Below are 19,387 nucleotides of genomic sequence, written 5' to 3'. Positions count from 1 at the left end.
TTATGATAGCGCGTTGATTGCAAATAATAAGCCTCTTTTATAGATGCATTCGCATCTAGTCACGGTATGTCGATAACCTCCTATCACAAAGCTGACCCTATAAATTGCTGTGTACAAGTCGCAGGCTGTCTCATAAAGCAGCTGTAATTTGGCATGGTGGGCACATATTCTTGATATGGACAAAGACTAGCAAAGTGTTTTATTGAGTAGTAGACAATCACGTTTTGACGTATATATTGTTACTCATAACATAAAGCCAGTCTGCGCCGCAAAAAAAGGTGATGACAGTGACGCAAACCACGCAAAGTCCAAACATGACTGGACATACCCAAACGGGTAATGCCGCCAAAGGTTTTGATAAGAAACAACAACTGCTCGCTGAAGGTAGCGATAAGCCAGTAATGCTGTCCGGTGCTGAAATGCTGGTACAAGCGCTGACTGATGAGGGTGTCAAATATATCTTTGGCTATCCAGGCGGTGCTGTTTTACATATCTATGATGCCTTATTTCAACAAGATAATATCGAACATATCTTAGTGCGCCATGAGCAAGCAGCGGGACACATGGCAGATGCTTATTCGCGGGTGACAGGCAATACGGGAGTGGTGCTGGCAACCTCAGGACCGGGTGCGACCAATACGGTGACTGCTATTGCTACTGCCTTTATGGATTCGGTGCCAATGGTAGTAATCGCAGGGCAGGTGCCTAGTAGCTTGATTGGTGAAGATGCCTTTCAAGAGACTGACATGATTGGGGTATCACGTCCCATCGTCAAACATAGCTTTCAAGTGCGCCATGCTAGCGAAATTCCAATGATTGTCAAAAAAGCCTTTTATATTGCTCAGTCTGGCCGTCCCGGCCCTGTGGTCATTGACGTCCCTAAAGACATGACTGCGCCTAGCGAAAAATACGCCTATGAATATCCAAAAGAGGTATTTGTACGGTCATATCAACCTTCTATTAAAGGCCATCACGGTCAAATTAAAAAAGCAGTTGAAACCTTACTCGCAGCCAAACGTCCAGTAGTATATGCTGGTGGGGGTGTCATCTGGGGTAAGGCTCATGAAGAATTGACCGATCTTGCCCACCGTTTGAACTTACCCGTGACCAATACTTTAATGGGTCTTGGCACCTTCCCTGGTTCTGACCGTCAGTTTTTAGGAATGCTGGGGATGCATGGTACTTATGAAGCCAATATGAGTATGCATCATGCGGATGTCATTTTAGCAGTTGGGGCACGTTTTGATGATCGTGTGACCAATAATGTCAAAAAGTTCTGTCCTAATGCGACCATTATTCATATCGATATTGACCCTACTTCTATCTCAAAAACTATCTTTGCTCATATTCCTATCGTCGGCGACGTTAAGTCGGTACTTAGCGATATGTTAGAGATTATTGGTGAGGACAAAACCCTAGAGCAGCCTGCGCTATTAGATTGGTGGTCGCAAATTAATGAGTGGCGTAAGCGTCATGGTTTGCGTTATGACACCAGCACAGAACAGGGTATTAAACCGCAAAGTGTTGTACAGGCTTTATGCAAAGTGACTAACGGCAACGCTATTATTACTAGTGATGTTGGTCAGCATCAAATGTTTGCGGCGCTCTATTATACCTATAATGAGCCACGCCAATGGCTTAACTCAGGTGGTCTTGGTACTATGGGAGTTGGTTTGCCATATGCGATGGCTGCTAAGCTTGCTCATCCTGATCGCGATGTGGTTTGTATCACAGGAGAGGGCTCTATTCAGATGAATATTCAAGAGCTGTCAACTTGCTTACAATACAATTTACCGGTCAAAATTCTGAACATAAACAATGCGCAGTTGGGTATGGTCAAGCAGTGGCAAGATATGCTCTATGAGGGCCGTCATGCACATTCTTATATGAATTCCTTACCAGATTTCGTTAAATTGGCTGAAAGCTACGGTCATGTGGGTATCAAAATTACTGATCCTGAAACCATGGAAGCACAGATTGCTGAAGCAATGGCAATGACAGATAAGCTGGTATTTATTGACGTTTATGTCGATCGTAATGAGCATGTCTATCCAATGCAAATCGCTGGGCAGACAATGCGTGATATGTGGTTATCAAAAGGAGAGCGTACCTAATGCAACAACAACATCTGATTTCGGTATTAATGGAAAACGAAGCGGGGTCGTTGTCGCGGTTAGTCGGCTTATTCTCCCAGCGTGGCTATAATATTGAGACTCTAAACGTCTCACCGACAGACGATCCAAGCATTTCACGTTTGACGTTAACATCCATTACCTCACCTGAAAAAATTGAGCAAATCACCAAGCAATTGCATAAGCTGATTGAAGTGGTTAAGGTTCTCAATTTATCAGATACGGTGCATGTCGAGCGCGAGCTGATGCTGATTAAAGTTCGTGCTACGGGCAACGTGCGTGAAGAAATTAAACGCAGTGCGGATATCTTTCGGGCGCAAATTGTGGATGTTAATGCCAATTTATATACCATTCAAATCGTTGGTGATACCGCCAAGCTTGATGGCTTTATTGATGTCATCGGTCGCGAACGTGTCTTAGAAGTAGTACGCTCAGGTGTGATAGGTATTGCACGTGGTGAAAAAACACTAAGCGTATAATATTTTTTGTCACTGGCATTTAGCTTATTAATATACCCGCACCAATCAAAATTTACGGTATTTAAAACGTATTCAACACTTAACATCATGCTTATAATGCATACCATTTTAATATAGTGGTTTTGACATAAGCGTTTATTACCCATGGCTCTCCATGATTGAGGAAAAGGACTCTACCTATGAAAGTATTTTATGATAAAGACTGTGACCTATCTATTATCCAAAGCAAAAAAGTTGCCATTATCGGTTATGGCTCACAAGGTCACGCGCATGCGTTAAACCTTAAAGAATCTGGCGTTGATGTGACGGTTGGTCTACGCACTAATTCAACCTCATGGAAAAAAGCTGAAAATGCTGGCTTAAATGTCGCCGAAGTAGAAGAGGCGGTAAAAGCAGCTGACGTGGTGATGATTTTAACCCCTGATGAGTTCCAAAGACAGCTATACAATGACGTAATTGAGCCTAATATTAAAGAAGGGGCGACGTTAGCCTTTGCTCATGGTTTTGCGATTCATTATAATCAAGTGGTACCGCGTACTGACCTTGACGTTATTATGGTGGCCCCCAAAGCACCGGGTCATACGGTTCGCTCTGAGTTTGTAAAAGGCGGCGGTATTCCTGACCTTATTGCTATCTATCAAGATGCCTCAGGTCAAGCAAAGCAATTGGCCTTATCTTACGCAGCAGGCGTTGGTGGTGGTCGCTCAGGTATTATTGAGACTACTTTTAAAGATGAAACTGAAACTGACCTTTTTGGTGAGCAGGCAGTACTTTGCGGCGGCGCCGTCGAGCTGGTAAAAATGGGCTTTGAAACCCTAACAGAAGCCGGCTATGCACCAGAAATGGCTTACTTTGAGTGCTTACATGAACTGAAGCTTATCGTTGACTTGATGTATGAAGGCGGCATCGCTGACATGAACTATTCGATCAGCAACAACGCTGAATATGGCGAATATGTGACTGGCCCTGAAGTTATCAATGAGCAATCACGTGAAGCCATGCGCAACGCTCTAAAACGTATCCAATCTGGTGAATATGCTAAAATGTTTATTAGTGAAGGTATGAGTAACTATCCATCAATGACCGCTCGTCGTCGTAATAACGCAGAGCATGATATCGAAGTTACAGGCGCTAAATTGCGCAGCATGATGCCTTGGATTGGTGGTAATAAAATCATCGATAAAGATAAAAACTAAATTACTATTAAGTATTTAATAAAATAGCTATTCATTAATGAGTCAGTTGATCGGCCATTAAGTAGTGATTACCCATGTTATCAAATCGATAGCATGGGTTTTTTATAGCAAAGTTTACATAAATAGGTCTGTATAGACAGGTTTGTCATTGCTGCATTATTTAACTTGAAAAGTAATAGACTTTGCCTCATATAACAGTCTGGCATAATGCTTAATAGGCTAACTGCTACTTTAATTATTTTCTCTTATTTTCAAATCATAGGTTGTGTGTTGTGCAAATATCTTTTCCAGACTGGCTGACGCCGCAATTCGCATATATTGTCCTGAGCGCCGTAGTCGCTGTCCTGATTTGGATAGAAGGGGAGATGCTTAAGCGCAATGCGGGTAAACTGCCTAAATCCCCTTTGTTTAAGTTTAGCTCATTGCTTGATACCGCATGGTTCTTTGTTTCTACGATTATACTCTATATGATTGACCTGACGTCACTAGCGATAGCCGTCCCAGCTGCGTATGGTATTTATACGGTCTTTGGCTGGATATATGGCACGCGTCTGCTTAAGCGTAAAGGGATTCCTGACTCGCCTAAGGATTTAGTTATACCTTCTAAATATATTGCCTATAGCCAATCTTTTGCGCTCATATTTCTTCCATTGTGCTTGTTAGTATTAGCCTCACCTTGGCTACCGCTGCCTAGCTAATAGGTTGTAAGCGTGACTTCGAGCTCAGTTTTAATATTGAGTGATAAATGTTGGCTAGTGCCTATATTGTAAATATATATATACCTTAGCTTGTTTCATAGCTGTAGGCTCTGATAGCAGAAAGAAACGTCGAAAATATATCTAATATATATATACATATGTTGGTTAGAAATTTTGTTATTTATTTACAATATTATTCAATTTAAGCTGTCGCCTGTAATAAAAGCTGCTATACTACCTCTGTATTCATAAAGTTTAAGACAAAAACTGTGAAATATCAGTAAGATATATCATAAGATTTGTTCCAGCATTAAGCTGATAAACCAAATGAATATATATAAATTAATCGGTGATGACACATGTCTCGCCAACAGTTAAAGAGTTAGGAAAATTTATGTCAGATAAAGTTGAAGGCACTGTAAAGTGGTTTAATGAAGCTAAAGGTTTTGGTTTTATCGCTCAAGACAATGGCGGACAAGACGTATTCGCTCACTACAGCGCTATCCAAGGTAATGGTTTTAAAACTCTAGCCGAAGGTCAAAAAGTGTCTTTCATCTTAGGTGATGGCAAAAAAGGCCCACAAGCTGAGCAAATCGAGGCTATTTAATCTTAACTGCATTAAGCTTGGCTTAACCATAAGTCAAACTTATCGCTATAAGATCATGCATAGGCTTAGATTACTATGTTGTTAAAACAACAGAAATATTGTTTAGACTGTATATTAAAAGCGACCTCTTATCAGGTTGCTTTTTTTTGTCAAAAAAATAGGGTAATATTCAAAACTATCTAATAGTAAATACAAATATTATTAGCTTAAAGAAGCTTGATATAGGCCACAGTAGTATTAGGACAAGCGAGGCTGACAGTAACTTGAGCTTATGGAATTATGGTTATATCAGCAATAACCTGTGATAAGGTGGAACAAGGAAGCATTATGAAATGGCAAGCATGGTTTGCAATCGACTGGCAACAGGTTCTCGGTATCTCTTTATCGGCATTAGGGTTCTATCTTGGTCTAATGTTATTTACCCGTTTGATGGGACTGCGCAGTTTTTCTAAGCTATCAAGTCATGACTTTGCAATGACTGTCGGTATCGGTAGTATTTTAGCGTCAACCGTTCTATCTGATTCTCCATCGCTATTACAAGGACTGCTCGCTGTTGGCGTATTATTTACGATTCAGGCACTCATTTCAGTAATCAGGCGCAAAGTTAAGCCGCTAAAGGCTTTAATTGATAATCAGCCTATTATATTAATGGCCCATGGTGAGTACTTTTGGGACAATTTGAAAGAAGCTAATTTAAGCACCAGTGATGTGCAAGAGGTGTTGCGCAAAAATGGCCTGAAATCCAAAACTGAAGTATTTGCAGTTATTATGGAGACTACTGGTGATCTGAGTGTCATTAAAAATAACGATGTTACGCCAGATTGGTCGCTATTCAATGACATACGCGACAGTGAACTCTTAATTAATCCAACCGAAACCTTATCGTAAAGTGTATTGCTGCGGTAAATAATAACAAAATTTTCAGCATATGAAGACCCAGCAATGATATAAAGGTATGAACAAGTAAGGCTATATAGACAAACCGACCGCCAGGTTCTAAGCCAACATGCTATTTTTTAAGTGAGCGTTGATAAATTTATGACGCATTATTCACCGCGTGGTCTTGACCTTGAAGACAAGCTCACGCAAGATGGTTAGGTCTGACAGATAATGGTTAGATTGGGTTAAGCAGTTTCAACGAGTTAGCTACGATTAGACAAGTGTTCTTTATCTTGATAGTTGCTGGCTGTCTTTTGTTAATAAGTTTCCGCTAGTCGAATCATAGCTTTTGAGTAAAATTTTGAACGACCATTAATCCCTGGTTCTTAACTTATAATTTTTTAATTCATAATATTGATAAAAGAGGAACGTATGAAAGCATTAGTAGCGGTCAAGCGGGTCATTGATTACAACGTAAAAGTTCGTGTAAAAGCTGATAACTCTGGTGTTGATTTATCCAATACTAAAATGTCTATTAACCCATTTGACGAGATTGCAGTCGAAGAAGCGATGCGTCTAAAAGAAGCTGGTGTCATTGATGAAGTCATTGTCGCATCAATCGGTCCAAAAGAATCTCAAGAACAAATTCGAGCAGCGTTAGCCTTAGGCGCTGATCGCGGTGTCTTAGTATTGACTGACGATAAGCCTTATCCATTACAAGTCGCTAAGATCCTAAAAAGTATTGCTGAACAAGAAAGCACTGATATTATTCTTTTAGGCAAGCAAGCTATTGATGATGACAACAATCAAACTGGTCAGATGCTGGCAGCCTTGATGGGTATTGGTCAAGGTACTTTTGCCTCAGAAGTAAAAGTCGAAGGCGATAAGGTCCATGTCACTCGCGAAGTAGATGGTGGTCTGCAAACAGTTGCCCTAGATTTACCGGCAGTCATAACCACTGATCTACGTTTGAATGAGCCGCGTTACGCTAAACTGCCTAATATCATGAAAGCCAAGAAAAAGCCGCTTGATGAGAAAACACCAGCTGATTTTGGTGTTGATATGATATCGAAACAAGAAATTATCAAAGTCGTGCCACCTGCTGAGCGTAAAGCCGGTATCAAAGTGGGTTCAGTTGATGAACTAGTCGATAAGTTAAGAAATGAAGCAAAAGTAATCCAATAATTTGCTTCGGCGTGCATAGAATAATCAGTTACATCAAAGCTGCTATGTTCTAAAAGCGCTACTTATAAACGACCACCCCAATAAATGGCTATGCGAATAAACGATAACGCGAACAAATAAAGGATAAAAATAATGGCAATTTTGGTATATGCAGAACATGACAATGCCAGTCTAAAAAAAGCAACCTTGAATACCATTGCTGCTGCCAAACAAATGGGTGATGACATTCACGTGTTAGTTGCTGGTAGCGGTAATCAAGCGGTCGCTGATGAAGCCGCAAAAGTAGAAGGCGTTAGCAAAGTGCTACTAGCCGATAACGCCGTTTACGCGCACCAAATGGCAGAAAATATTGCGCTATTAGTTACAGGTATCGCTGGTGACTACAGCCATATTATTGCACCTGCTACCACTACGGGCAAAAACTTTATGCCCCGTGTCGCCGCTTTACTCGATGTCAGCATGATGTCAGATGTCACTGCCGTCATCGATGCACAGACTTTTGAGCGTCCTATCTATGCGGGTAACGCGACTGCAACAGTTAAGACTACTGAAGATAAAGTAGTTTTAACCGTGCGTACGACAGCCTTTGATCCCGTTGCTGCTGAAGGTGGCTCAGCGTCTGTTGAAACTATCGATAATGTACAAGATTCCGGCAAAGCAAGTTTTGTTAATGAAGAGATGGCGAAGTCTGATCGTCCTGAATTAACGTCAGCTGCTATTGTGGTTTCTGGTGGTCGTGCTTTAGCAAATGGTGAAAACTTTACTAAATATATCGAACCATTAGCCGATAAGCTTGGTGCTGCAATTGGTGCATCACGTGCGGCTGTCGACGCCGGTTATGTACCAAACGATATGCAAGTAGGCCAGACGGGTAAAATCGTCGCGCCAGATTTGTATATTGCTGCTGGTATTTCAGGGGCTATCCAGCATTTGGCCGGTATGAAAGATTCTAAGGTCATCGTTGCCATTAATAATGATCCAGAAGCACCAATTGCCAGTGTTGCAGATTACTTCTTAGAAGCCGACTTGTTTGATGCACTACCTGAGTTGACCAGTAAAATTTAAATCACTAATGTTTAGTAGCTGCTGGTAATCAAAATTAATCAGTAGATAGTAAATAAAAAAATCCCGCCATCATCGATAGCGGGATTTTTTTATTTACTTATATTTAGAAGTTATGTTGTATTGTCGGAGTAATAGTAATGGTTATCTTAATACTATCAGGCGTAATGTCGCTGCCGCAAAGTCTCGTACAGACAAAGTGCACCTGCAATAGCGACATTGAGACTTTCTTGGCCATTAGGTTGTGGTAGGGCAATGGGAGTGGCACATTGCATCAGCTCATTACAAACTCCTTGACCTTCGTGCCCCATAATCCAAGCGATAGGCATGCGCAAATCATGTTCATAAATTAAGGTATCGGTATGTGAGCTGGTTGCAAACAGCGGCACTTTTACCTGATTGAGAATATCTGTGCTGCTGAGTCCCTCATAGATAGTAAGCGCAAACTGCGCACCCATTCCTGCGCGTAGAGTTTTAGGTGACCACGCTTGAGCAGTGGCGCTAGTACATAGGATGGTATCAATACCAACGGCTGCCGCAGTTCGTAGTAGCGTGCCAACGTTACCGCTGTCCTGAACGTCATTAAGTATTAAGCAATCATAATCGATAGGAGGCAATATCGGCGTTGGTATAACAATAATCGCCATAATATCAATCCCGGTGCCTAAGCTACGGACACTTTGATATAGGGTATCTGCCAATATTAATACGCTGACTTGCGTTGGCAACTGACTTAGGAGTTGCTGCACTTCAGGATGCGTATGTGCCGACTCAGCTAGCAATACTTGAGTGAGTGAGTAGTCGCTACGCAAGGCTGCATCTATCAGGTGTACGCCTTCAAGGACGGTCTGACTTTGTTTTTTGCGCTGGCGCGCTTGCGTTAATAAAGACTTGGCCAGCTTTACTGTTTGATTTTTATCTGAGGTAATTAGTTCGTTGGGATACGATGTCATAGTAGACCATTTAAAAGTAAATATAAAATTAGAAATGACTCATAAACAATCTTACTTATTTATTAGCATGCTGTAGATGTAAGTCTTTAACATAGTTGACTTCGTTTTTACTGCCAAGTACTACAGGCACGCGCTGATGAATGTCAGTAGGTGCAATATCTAAGATACGGTTGACCGCATCAGTTGCATCGCCACCAGCACGTTCAATCAGTAAGCTCATAGGGTTGGCTTCATACATCAAGCGCAGTTTGCCCGCTTTATTCGCATATTTAGTATCAAAAGGATACGTAAACAGCCCACCTCGGCATAAGATGCGATGGACATCACCAACCATTGCCGCCACCCAGCGCGTATTAAAGTCGCGACCACGTACGCCCGTCTCGCCAGCAATTAGCTCATCAATATATTGCTGCATAGGCGCCCGCCAGTAACGATAGTTCGAACTGTTAATTGAATACTCGCTGGTATCGGCGTCGATTTGTACATTATTTTGCACCAATACATAGTCACCGCTATCTGGATCTAGACTAAACATGACGACGTTATCAGCGATGGTTAGCGCCAGCATGGTAGAGGTACCATATAACAAGTAACCAGCTGCCAGCTGTTGATTACCGGCCTGTAAGAAATCGCTATTTTCACTAGTCTGGCCTTGGTGTTGATAAGGTAGAATAGAGAAAATAGTTCCTACTGCCATATTGATATCAATATTTGATGAACCATCAAGCGGGTCAAATAATACCAATAGACTGCCATCAGTATGGGCAGGAATGGCATCATCTAATTCTTCTGAGGCCACACCTGCGCAATGTGGATTTTGAGCCAAGGCATCTAAAAGCAAGTCATTAGCGAGTACGTCGAGTTTCTTTTGTTCTTCGCCTTGGATATTCTGATTACCTGCTTCACCTAAGATATCTGCTAAGGCGCCTTTTCTAAGCAATTGCGAGATGGTTTTGCCCACATCAGTAATGGTAGTGATGACATCGCTGAGCGCAGAATTGGTTGTATGGTCGTTTAGGTATTGTGCTAAGGTCGTCATAAGGCTTCCTAGTAAGTGGGATAAATGGTAAAAAATAAAGAGAACAGCACTGTCAAAATTTGGTAGGTAAGGCTAAATACGTGAGTAAACACAAAATAAAGCCAAGTATCGAGCTAAATCACTAAATATGCAAATAGCAGGCACAGTATCTTTGTCCTGACTGTAAAATCAGCTACACTATATCTATTATTATTTATAACTTGGCCAAGCTTACTGCTTATGATACTTAATAAATATCTATTTATAAACGCTAATAAGACCACTTATGTCACTATGCTAAAGTGTAGCAAATAAGCGCCAAAATGTCCTTGTATCTGTATTCATATGTCGTGATATATTAATAAAAAGTCATGATTGACTCAATATAAACCAACGATAAAGACTCGCCATTATGTCAATTTCTACTAATAGCACTGCTACCAATACGACTTCACCGTCTGCCTACGGCAAGTTCGATTCTGATACTATTCAACAAAAGCTTAATACCTCTCTTAGTCGCCCACAATTAAATGCCGATGGCAGTATCCGGCATTTTTTAGGAATAGAGGGGCTAAATAAAGCGCAATTACAAGCTATTATTGCCAAAGCAGAGACTTTTTTTGATGATAATGATCAGCTGATTAACCGTCCTGAGCTTGATGGCTGTACAGTAATGAACTTGTTTTTTGAGCCCTCAACCCGTACTCGAACCACTTTTGAGGTTGCAGAAAAGCGGCTGGGTGCTAATGTACTAAATATTGATATCGAGCGCTCTAGCACCAAAAAAGGTGAAAGCCTACGCGATACGCTATGGAATTTACAGGCAATGACCGCTGATATTTTTGTAGTCCGCCATTCAGCATCTGGGGCCGCACATTTCATGGCCACTGAGGTCACACCAAACATTGCTATTATTAATGGCGGTGATGGCTGGCATGCGCATCCAACCCAAGGGATGCTTGATATGCTCACCATTCATCGTGAAGCGCCGCGTCCATTTGAGGAGCTATCCGTTGCTATCATTGGTGATATCAAACACTCACGGGTAGCGCGCTCAGATATTAGTGCCTTGCAAACGCTGGGAGTTAAAGATATTCGCGTTATCGCCCCACGTACTTTATTGCCCAAAGGGATTGAGCGCTTCGGGGTACAAGTCTATGAAGATATGAACCGCTGTGTGACTGATTGTGATGTCATCATGGGGTTAAGAATACAGAATGAGCGTATCGGCTCGCCATTACTGGCCTCATCAAGTGAATATTATAAGCATTATGGCATCACGCCTGAACGAGTAGCGCTTGCCAAGCCTGACGCGCTGGTTATGCATCCAGGACCGATGAATCGCGGCGTTGAAATTGCCTCCAGCGTGGCTGATGGTGCCCAATCTGTCATTCTAAAGCAGGTAAATAATGGTATTGCTATTCGCATGGCGGTGTTGTCACTGGCGATGCAAGGGCAACGTGCTCATCAAGCGGCTGGAAAATGATAACCAACGAAGATAAAAGCTAATATTTATAGCTGGTTTTCAATATGACCCACCTTGCTATTTTATTTATTTAATTTTTATTGATACGGTAATAGAGCTCATGTCCAATACAACAACCACTGACGTTCAGATGATCGACTTACTGCCCTCAGCCTTTAAACAATCATTACCGAGCTCAGCTACAGACGAGCTAGCAAGCCTCAGCGCGGAGAGTGAGATGTGGCTGCTACCACCCTTGGTAGACTTGTGCGCGCGTTTGCGTGAACCGGGACAACAGCAGCACGGTACCCTGGCTTCAGAAGGCCGTGCTGCCCGAGCTAATGGTTTCTTACATGTGGTCATTCCACCAGATACCAGTCCTATTCTAGAAAATGGCTCACTGCTCAAAGGTTTGCGTGAGCGTGCGCTTGAAGATGGCGGCATTTATCTGCACATTCTCGGGGCGTTGACCGCTGGTCTTGAAGGTGCGCGCCCGTCTAATATTGCCGGACTCAAAAAAGGCGGCTGTATTGCGGTCTCTAATGCACGTCAGCCTTTTACCAATGATTTGGTGCTGTTGCGAACATTAGAGTATGCCGCAACCTTTGGGATGAAAGTATTTTTTTATCCTGATGAGCCCAGCTTATCAAAAGATGGTGTAGCGCACGAGGGTTATATTGCCTCTTACCATGGCTTGCAAGGTATTCCGTGGATTGCTGAAACTGTAGCCCTATCTACCCAACTATTGATGGTAGAAGAAACTGGCATTGCTGCGCACTTTAGCCAATTGAGTTGTAAGTCTTCAGTAGAATTGATGCGCTGGGCAAAAAGTAAGAAATTGCCAGTGACTTGCGATGTGGCCATGCATCAGCTGTATTTAACCGATGACAATTTAGAAGGCTTCAATGCTCAGGCCTATGTGCTGCCACCACTACGTAGTAATACCGATCAAAAGGCGCTACGACGTGGTCTCAAAGATGGCACTATTGACGCCATTTGTAGTCATCATGAGCCCTTAAATGCCACTGCAAAACAAGCACCGTTTGAAGAAAGTACGCCGGGTATCTCAAACTTTGATACCTTTATGGCGCTGGCCTGTCAACTGGTACGTGATGAGGTGCTGACCTTAGAACAACTGGTAGATAAGATTTGTCTTAACCCCGCACGAATTGCCGGTATTAGTACCCAGTATGAACATATTGGCGGCGCAATATTGGTTGATCCTAACCATGAATGGCAAGTAACGGCAGAAGCGATGCACTCCAATGGTAAGAATACGCCGTTTTTTAATCAGCAATTACATGGACGGGTGGTGGAGACTTTCTTTGGCTAATGTGCCCCCGCAGGATGATAGGCCGCAAGCATTCTCAGCGGGTAGCAACCATAACCTATCAAGCCGTGCTAATAAACCGTTCAGCGAATCCAGCGAATCCATTAAAGTGGTGGCAATCTATGAGATTGTCAAAGGCGTTGGTGCGCTGTTAGGGGCTAGCGCGTTATGGCTATGGCATATGGATTTGGAGCATTGGCTTTCGACCGCCACTGAGTCTTGGCGGCAGAACTTCGGTCAGCTGCTCGCTCCGCAAGTTGAGAGTGCGGTACAAATTGCCCAACAAGCGAGTAAAAACTGGCCATTGTTTTTGCTGTTAATATTCGCTTATGCTAGTTTGCGTTTTATTGAGGCTTATGGATTATGGCAAGACAAAACATGGGCATATTGGTTTAGCGTGGTCGGTTACGGGATATTTATTCCCATTGAGCTATATTATTTAATGGTCAGTCCATTTGATTGGTTTAAAGTGGGGATTTTTGTCTTAAACATCATTATTGTGATTGTGGTCTATCGTAATATGAAACAAAAAGGTTTGATATAACATTCACGTTTTGGACGATGATTACTATCAACTGTTAATAAGCTCGCTAAAGAGTAACTTCTTTAGGCGGGCTTATTACTTTAATGGTTCAATCATATTGTGGTTCAAAGTTTTAAGAGGCCGCTTTTCCTGACGTTTCCTCTGGATGACAAATAGTTTTTGCAACTTTACCAATACTTAAGCCTTGAACCAAGATAGAAAACACTACCACCGCGTAAGTCAGTGCCAATAAAATATCACGCTCAGCACCTATAGGCAGCTGTAATACCAACGCCACCGAGATACCACCGCGTAGACCGCCCCATGTTAAGACTTTCCATGCGCCGGAGGGTAGTTTTAGTTGCCGCCTAAAAGTCTTGGTGGTCATACCAACCACAATGAGACGCGCGAGTAGAGCAATGATAATAGTCAGTCCGGCTGCGATAAATAGATTACCTGAGTAAGCAATCATCACTACTTCAAGACCGATTAATACAAACAAAATCGCGTTTAAAATCTCATCAATCAATTCCCAAAACAGATCAATATAGTGGCGAGTTTGATCACTCATTGCCAGCTCGCGTCCGCGGTTACCAACCATTAACCCCATCATAACCATGGCTAATGGGCCTGATAGATGCCAATGACTGGCCAGCGCATAGCCACCGAGTACTCCTGCTAAGGTCAATAACACCTCTTCTTGATAGCTATCAATACTTTTAATTAGGTAATATAAAATGGCCCCCAGCACGATACCAAAAATAATACCACCACCGGCCTCAACCGCTAGCGTATGCACCACATAATTGGCAGTTGGAATATCACCACTGGATAAAATTCCCAGTAATAGCACGAAGATAACCACGCCAATACCATCATTAAATAAGGATTCGCCAGCGATCACAGTCTCAATGCTTTTGGGCGCCCCTGCTGACGCTAAGATACCAATTACTGCAATGGGATCAGTAGGCGATATCAATGCGCCAAATAACAGACACCAAATGTAAGGTAGACCAAAACCGAAGAGCGGTAGCATAAAGTAAATTGCGCTAGCAATGAGCACCGCTGATATGATCGTACCAATACAAGCGAGGATACCAATAGGCAGTTTATAGCGCTTTAAATCACCAATATTAATATGCAGAGCCCCTGCAAATAGTAGCATGGAGAGCATACCATCAAGTAATACCTCAGTGAAATCAAGCTGGTCTAATAAACTAATCTCATAATCAATGAGCTGATCAAACCCTAAAAACCCCAAAAATATCGCCCCAATAGACAATAGGATAGATATGACCATCACGCCGATAGTGGTCGGCAAACCAATAAAGCGATGATTAACATAGGTCAATAGCGCAGTAATCGATAAAAATATAGCGCTAATTTCAAGTACGGTCAGGCTGGTTGCAGATGCCATGAAAGGGGTCTCAGGTTGATATAAAAAATTGTCATAAGCCTAATGATTACCTAGCATATATATAGTGCTGATTTTGTTATGTTGTTTAAAAATATAGGGCGCGTACCATCAAAAATTATCTCGACTGCGTTTGTAGTGCTTTATGAATCTGAGTCGAAAAATCGCTAATATATTCAAAGTGTTGGTGCTGAGCACTATCATCATGGATAAATTGCCGCGCCTGCTGACACATTGCTATTAAGTCCACTACCAGCTCACTATAGTTTAGATTTTCTTGTCCTGCACGCTCAATTAGAGTCAACTCATGCAGCAGAGTTTGCCTCTGAGCATTATTTACCCGCGCATAGTTAAGATTGGTCATGGCCTGACACAATGCCTTTAATACCATCAAATCGGCAGTAGCATAGCGGCGTATCTCACCCAGTGACATGTCGATAAAGTCGGCTATATTAGGTGTTTTAGTAATGACCGCTAATATAGCAACACGTGGCTGATTGATAGTAATGTCAGATGCATCACTATCATGTGGCGGGATATAAAAATGGTAGGAGCTGGGCGGCTGCCGGCACATCATCACACTCAGGCAACTCGTCAAGGACTGTACACAATTCACCGCAGTTTTAGGATCATTAATTCCTGGGGATAGAGCCCGCACTGCAATTTCAGTCATTTGTCCTAAGCTATAGGCGATGTCATTAGAGTGTACTGGCCGACCTTCAAGTTCAATACAGATGGCAAAACGTTGCCAAAATAGCCCGTCAGGTGCGCGTGACATAATAGCAAGATTTGAAGTTCTGGTTTTTTGTAGATGGCTTGCATGGCCTGCTGGTCGCTGATAAAAATGCCCCATGACATTCTTGTCAGTGACAAAGTTGCCAAGATTGGTACAGACTTGCACCACACCGCCATAGTCTTGTGCCAGTGAGGTCAGGGACTCAATATATATTTGTTGTAGATAGCCCGAGCTTGGGGCATAAATAGGGGTGGCAGGCCAGCTGTAGTATTGTTCAACATCCTGATGCGCCACATCTTGCTGATGTTGAATATCACAGTTATCGCTATACCAGTAATAAACATTCTTCATGGCATCATTACTAGCACCTTCAATGACATGTGACGCCTGAATAGCATGTACCATATGCTGTACAAAATACACCAGTAATAAGGCGCAACTAATCGCCATAATAATGGCAAAGGTCACCGCCAATTGCGGGACGCCAAAATCGACATCTTGCTTATGAATGGACTTTAGGACTAACAAACTATAACTAAAGGTGCCGATAAATGCACCAAGTACAAACTGATTAGAAGTATCAGTCAAAAAATTACGTAGTAGCCGTGGTCCAAACTGTGACGATGCCATCGATAGTACAGCAATAGTAATTGAGAATGTGGTACCTGCCACTCCCAATACCGCACCCGCAATGGCAGTCATGATAGCGCGCGCGGCCTCATCATCACCAGTGAAAGCAAAGCTGATTTTTTTGACCGCTTCACGATCAAACTGTTGGTCAATAGCAACTAAAAACGGTGCCAAAAGTATACCTAGCAGCACACAAGCTGTTGGGATAAACCAATACGAGCCTAGCAGTTGCTGCCACAGATTTTTTAGGCGATCAGGTAAATTGGTTAACGTCTGCAGCGACCATAAGTGCGCAAACTGTTTAAGCCAGACTATAGTATTCGTTACTATACGTTTAGGCAGATTGGGCTCAGCGTTCTTATTCACTGCCGTAAGCTCCGAGATAGTCGCAGAAGGTTTTTTATATCAACAATGTTCAGCTGGCTTTTATATTGGCATACTGTTTTTATAATGGCACCAATATTCACGTTATAAAAGCTACTTATTGGCGCTTGGATTGTCTGCTTCGGTAATGATATTGTTCTTACTACCACTGCTGTTATTTACTGACTGCTGCTGGTCGCCATTATCATCGGGAATCAAAATTTCACGATGATAATTATCGTATTCTACGCCACTGTTTTTATCATAAGCAGTGGGCTCAAGGTTTGACAGGGCATTATCATCTAAGCGGTCTTTATACTCTGAGTCATTTTTAGAAAAATGAGCAGAAGATTTATCGACAGATTTTTTGCGCGGTTGACTATGAGCAAAAATAGCGGCTAGTGGCAAATTTAGCTGCTCTTTAGCACAGGCTTCGGTATTCACGAACCGATTTACTAACAGACCTAACCAAGGTTTCTGATCCTCCTCTGTCATCTCATCAAGCTCATCTTTAATTGGTAATGGATAAGGGAGAGTGCGATAAAAATCCCATAAGGTCATTTTGCGCAGGTCTTTTTTTAGCACGTATTCATCATTTTCTGTCGTTGTAATTAAGTTGCTGTCTTTAAGATAATTAATATAGGTATACCATTTTGGCAACTCTTTTCGGCCTAATACATTGCGCAGCTCTTGCTCGCTAACCGCATCACCTTTTAGATGATGGGTATACACCAAGTTGAGCATATCCAATAAGCTCAGTAGCGGATGACGTGGATAGACTTCTTTGGTTTCAAAGATTGTTAAGGTATAGCTAATCTCAACGCCCAATAAAATCAAATTCCATGATAAATAGATCCATAATAAGAAAATTGGTAAGGCGGCAAATGCCCCATAAATGGCCTCATAACTGGTAAAGTTACTCATTACTGTACCAAAAACATGTTTTAGTAGCTCAAAGACAATCGCTACAAAAATACCGGCAATGGCCGCATTCTTTACGGGAACGCGGGCTTTAGGGATAAACCAGTACATGCCAATAAAACCAGCGACCGTCACGCTAATTGAGACTATTTGTACCCAAAATGACCAATCAATACCATAACCGCCAATCTGTTGATTTAAGAAACTCAGACTTTGTACGGTACTTGAAGCAATAAAGGCAGTGCCCAGTACTAACGGACCCAAGGTAACAATGGTCCAGTAGCGCAACATGCTTTTAAGGCCACCAGAACGATCCTCTACCCGCCAAATCTGATTGAAGGCGCGCTCAATCGTGGTTAAGGTCATGATAGTAGTGAAAAATAAAATCATCGCCCCGATGATGGTCAAGTTTGAGGATTTCTCAGCGAAGCTATTGATATATTTGCTAACTTGCAGGCTTGATTGGGGCAGTAAATTGCTATAAATGACTTCATACATTTGTGCTCTAACGGATGCTAGGGCAGGTACAGAAGACAAAATCATCAATAGTACCGTTAATATAGGCACAATTGACAACATGGTGGTATAGGTTAGGGAGGCTGCTTTTTGTTGGCAGTTATCCTCAAAAAAGTGCCGCGTCAAAAATCGTAAAAATTGAAACCAACGTTGTTGTAAAAACGGGATTTTTTTTAGTAAGTTTTCCATGTCGTCCAATTAAGAGATATAAAAGTCAGAATAGTGTAACAAAAATGTGCCGCCAGCACCTTCTCCTTATTTGTGTCAAAATGCTTAGCGGTACTCTAAATAGCTGAATTTAGATAATTTTGATTCAAGGAAATTGAGTGTAGATAGTATATAAGTCAAGCAAGCGTGGCTGCTGCTATAGCAGATTTACAGAGCTTTGAATATAATGCATTACCATCGGCAGAGGTTAGTTTGCAAGTGAGCTGATGAGTCGGGCATAATGTGACTATTACCATTACTATTAACACTCTCATCATAATAATTTAAAAGGAAGGGTTGCTAATGAGTCAAACCATGCCTTACGCTTTGGTACTCTATTATTCTAGTTACGGCACTACTAAAACGTTAGCTTATGCTATCGCCCAAGGCATTGAAGATGCTGGCATGACAGCGCGTATTCGTACGGTGCCAATGGTTGCACCTGTAACCACATCAAGTAAGCCTGCCATTCCTGATGAAGGTGATCTCTACTGTACGATGGATGATCTTAAAGATTGTATGGGTTTGGCACTTGGCAGTCCGACCCATTTTGGCAATATGGCCGCGCCTATGAAGTACTTTTGGGACAATACCGTTACTATTTGGCTGGCAGGTAATTTGCAGAATAAACCGGCGTCGGTATTTACGGCGACAGGCTCAATGCATGGTGGGCAAGAAACCACCTTGCTGACTATGATGTTGCCACTTATTCACCATGGCATGATGATTATAGGATTGCCATATGCGGAGCCAGCGCTCAATCGTACCCATCGTGGTGGCACACCTTATGGCGTGAGTCATGTTAGCGGTCCTGCCCATGATCAACCGGTATCTGCTGACGAGCGTGAATTAGCGATAGCCCAAGGTCGTCGCCTTGCCATCAGTGCTGCAGCATTGGCAAAAGCTGATTGGAAGCGCTAAACTATCTACCTGCTAGTGCCCTAAGCATAACGATCTAAATTAGGAAGTAAACATATCTAATGCCTAATCGCCCTGATAATAAAATCACAGATCAAACCCCAGCACCGATTAACAACGAGGCTAGTGTTAAGCCAACTAGCGCGTCAGCTAGC

Annotated in this window: 17 protein-coding genes; 12 read left to right on the top strand and 5 right to left on the bottom strand. The window is 42.3% G+C overall.

Annotated features, from left to right (window positions below; translation table 11 throughout):
- Positions 1 to 401: 401 nt before the first annotated feature.
- The 8 genes from AAEY88_RS11250 to AAEY88_RS11215 all read left to right on the top strand — a co-directional run bounded on the left by AAEY88_RS11250 (position 402) and on the right by AAEY88_RS11215 (position 8,241).
- Positions 402 to 2,114 (top strand): acetolactate synthase 3 large subunit, encoded by a 1,713-nt coding sequence (locus tag AAEY88_RS11250; RefSeq protein ID WP_350562614.1) that lies wholly within the window; start codon positions 402 to 404, stop codon positions 2,112 to 2,114.
- A complete protein-coding gene (gene ilvN / locus AAEY88_RS11245) occupies positions 2,114 to 2,611 on the top strand; it encodes an acetolactate synthase small subunit (protein WP_350562451.1) in 498 nt (165 codons plus the stop codon). Before AAEY88_RS11250 ends, ilvN begins: the two co-directional genes overlap by 1 nt.
- A 179-nt stretch (positions 2,612 to 2,790) precedes the next feature.
- Entirely contained in the window at positions 2,791 to 3,807 is a 1,017-nt protein-coding gene (gene ilvC / locus AAEY88_RS11240; protein WP_350562449.1) for a ketol-acid reductoisomerase, read from the top strand.
- A gap of 272 nt (positions 3,808 to 4,079) precedes the next feature.
- Positions 4,080 to 4,505, top strand: coding sequence for a hypothetical protein (locus AAEY88_RS11235; protein WP_350562447.1), 426 nt, complete (start codon positions 4,080 to 4,082; stop codon positions 4,503 to 4,505).
- Between the two features lie 394 nt (positions 4,506 to 4,899).
- Positions 4,900 to 5,112 carry a cold-shock protein gene (locus tag AAEY88_RS11230; protein ID WP_057758834.1) on the top strand — a complete coding sequence of 71 codons (213 nt, stop codon included), beginning with the start codon at positions 4,900 to 4,902 and terminating at the stop codon, positions 5,110 to 5,112.
- A 327-nt stretch (positions 5,113 to 5,439) separates the two neighbouring features.
- Positions 5,440 to 6,000 carry a YetF domain-containing protein gene (locus AAEY88_RS11225; RefSeq protein ID WP_350562445.1) on the top strand — a complete coding sequence of 187 codons (561 nt, stop codon included), beginning with the start codon at positions 5,440 to 5,442 and terminating at the stop codon, positions 5,998 to 6,000.
- A gap of 423 nt (positions 6,001 to 6,423) precedes the next feature.
- Positions 6,424 to 7,176 carry an electron transfer flavoprotein subunit beta/FixA family protein gene (locus AAEY88_RS11220; RefSeq protein ID WP_350562443.1) on the top strand — a complete coding sequence of 251 codons (753 nt, stop codon included), beginning with the start codon at positions 6,424 to 6,426 and terminating at the stop codon, positions 7,174 to 7,176.
- A 132-nt stretch (positions 7,177 to 7,308) separates the two neighbouring features.
- Positions 7,309 to 8,241: an FAD-binding protein gene (locus AAEY88_RS11215; RefSeq protein ID WP_350562441.1), complete on the top strand. Its 933-nt coding sequence runs from the start codon at positions 7,309 to 7,311 to the stop codon at positions 8,239 to 8,241.
- Positions 8,242 to 8,396: 155 nt separating this feature from the next.
- Here the strand turns inward: AAEY88_RS11215 and AAEY88_RS11210 are convergent, their stop codons facing one another.
- Positions 8,397 to 9,191, bottom strand: a complete 795-nt coding sequence (locus tag AAEY88_RS11210) for an RNA methyltransferase (RefSeq protein ID WP_350562439.1) — start codon at positions 9,189 to 9,191, stop codon at positions 8,397 to 8,399.
- A gap of 55 nt (positions 9,192 to 9,246) precedes the next feature.
- Entirely contained in the window at positions 9,247 to 10,230 is a 984-nt protein-coding gene (locus tag AAEY88_RS11205; RefSeq protein WP_350562437.1) for a class 1 fructose-bisphosphatase, read from the bottom strand.
- A gap of 391 nt (positions 10,231 to 10,621) precedes the next feature.
- Here AAEY88_RS11205 and AAEY88_RS11200 point away from each other — a divergent pair, with 391 nt between their 5' ends.
- From AAEY88_RS11200 to AAEY88_RS11190, 3 genes are all read left to right on the top strand, one after another.
- A complete protein-coding gene (locus AAEY88_RS11200) occupies positions 10,622 to 11,695 on the top strand; it encodes an aspartate carbamoyltransferase catalytic subunit (protein WP_350562435.1) in 1,074 nt (357 codons plus the stop codon).
- Between the two features lie 130 nt (positions 11,696 to 11,825).
- On the top strand, positions 11,826 to 13,007 hold the full coding sequence (locus AAEY88_RS11195) for a dihydroorotase (protein WP_350562612.1): 1,182 nt from the start codon (positions 11,826 to 11,828) through the stop codon (positions 13,005 to 13,007).
- 1 nt (position 13,008) lies between these two features.
- On the top strand, positions 13,009 to 13,548 hold the full coding sequence (locus AAEY88_RS11190) for a DUF2127 domain-containing protein (protein WP_350562610.1): 540 nt from the start codon (positions 13,009 to 13,011) through the stop codon (positions 13,546 to 13,548).
- A 112-nt stretch (positions 13,549 to 13,660) separates the two neighbouring features.
- Here the strand turns inward: AAEY88_RS11190 and AAEY88_RS11185 are convergent, their stop codons facing one another.
- The 3 genes from AAEY88_RS11185 to AAEY88_RS11175 form a co-directional block, all read right to left on the bottom strand.
- Entirely contained in the window at positions 13,661 to 14,944 is a 1,284-nt protein-coding gene (locus AAEY88_RS11185; RefSeq protein ID WP_350562433.1) for a sodium:proton antiporter, read from the bottom strand.
- 115 nt (positions 14,945 to 15,059) lie between these two features.
- Entirely contained in the window at positions 15,060 to 16,673 is a 1,614-nt protein-coding gene (locus tag AAEY88_RS11180; RefSeq protein WP_350562431.1) for a DUF2254 domain-containing protein, read from the bottom strand.
- Between the two features lie 111 nt (positions 16,674 to 16,784).
- Positions 16,785 to 18,296 (bottom strand): YihY family inner membrane protein, encoded by a 1,512-nt coding sequence (locus AAEY88_RS11175; protein WP_350562429.1) that lies wholly within the window; start codon positions 18,294 to 18,296, stop codon positions 16,785 to 16,787.
- Positions 18,297 to 18,617: 321 nt separating this feature from the next.
- On the opposite strand from AAEY88_RS11175, the gene wrbA reads away from it, so the two are divergent.
- On the top strand, positions 18,618 to 19,235 hold the full coding sequence (wrbA, locus tag AAEY88_RS11170; protein ID WP_350562427.1) for an NAD(P)H:quinone oxidoreductase: 618 nt from the start codon (positions 18,618 to 18,620) through the stop codon (positions 19,233 to 19,235).
- Positions 19,236 to 19,387 lie beyond the last annotated feature (152 nt).

This window comes from Psychrobacter sp. CAL346-MNA-CIBAN-0220 (assembly GCF_040309805.1).
Lineage (GTDB): Bacteria > Pseudomonadota > Gammaproteobacteria > Pseudomonadales > Moraxellaceae > Psychrobacter.
This window is presented reverse-complemented; position numbering and strand designations above follow the sequence as displayed.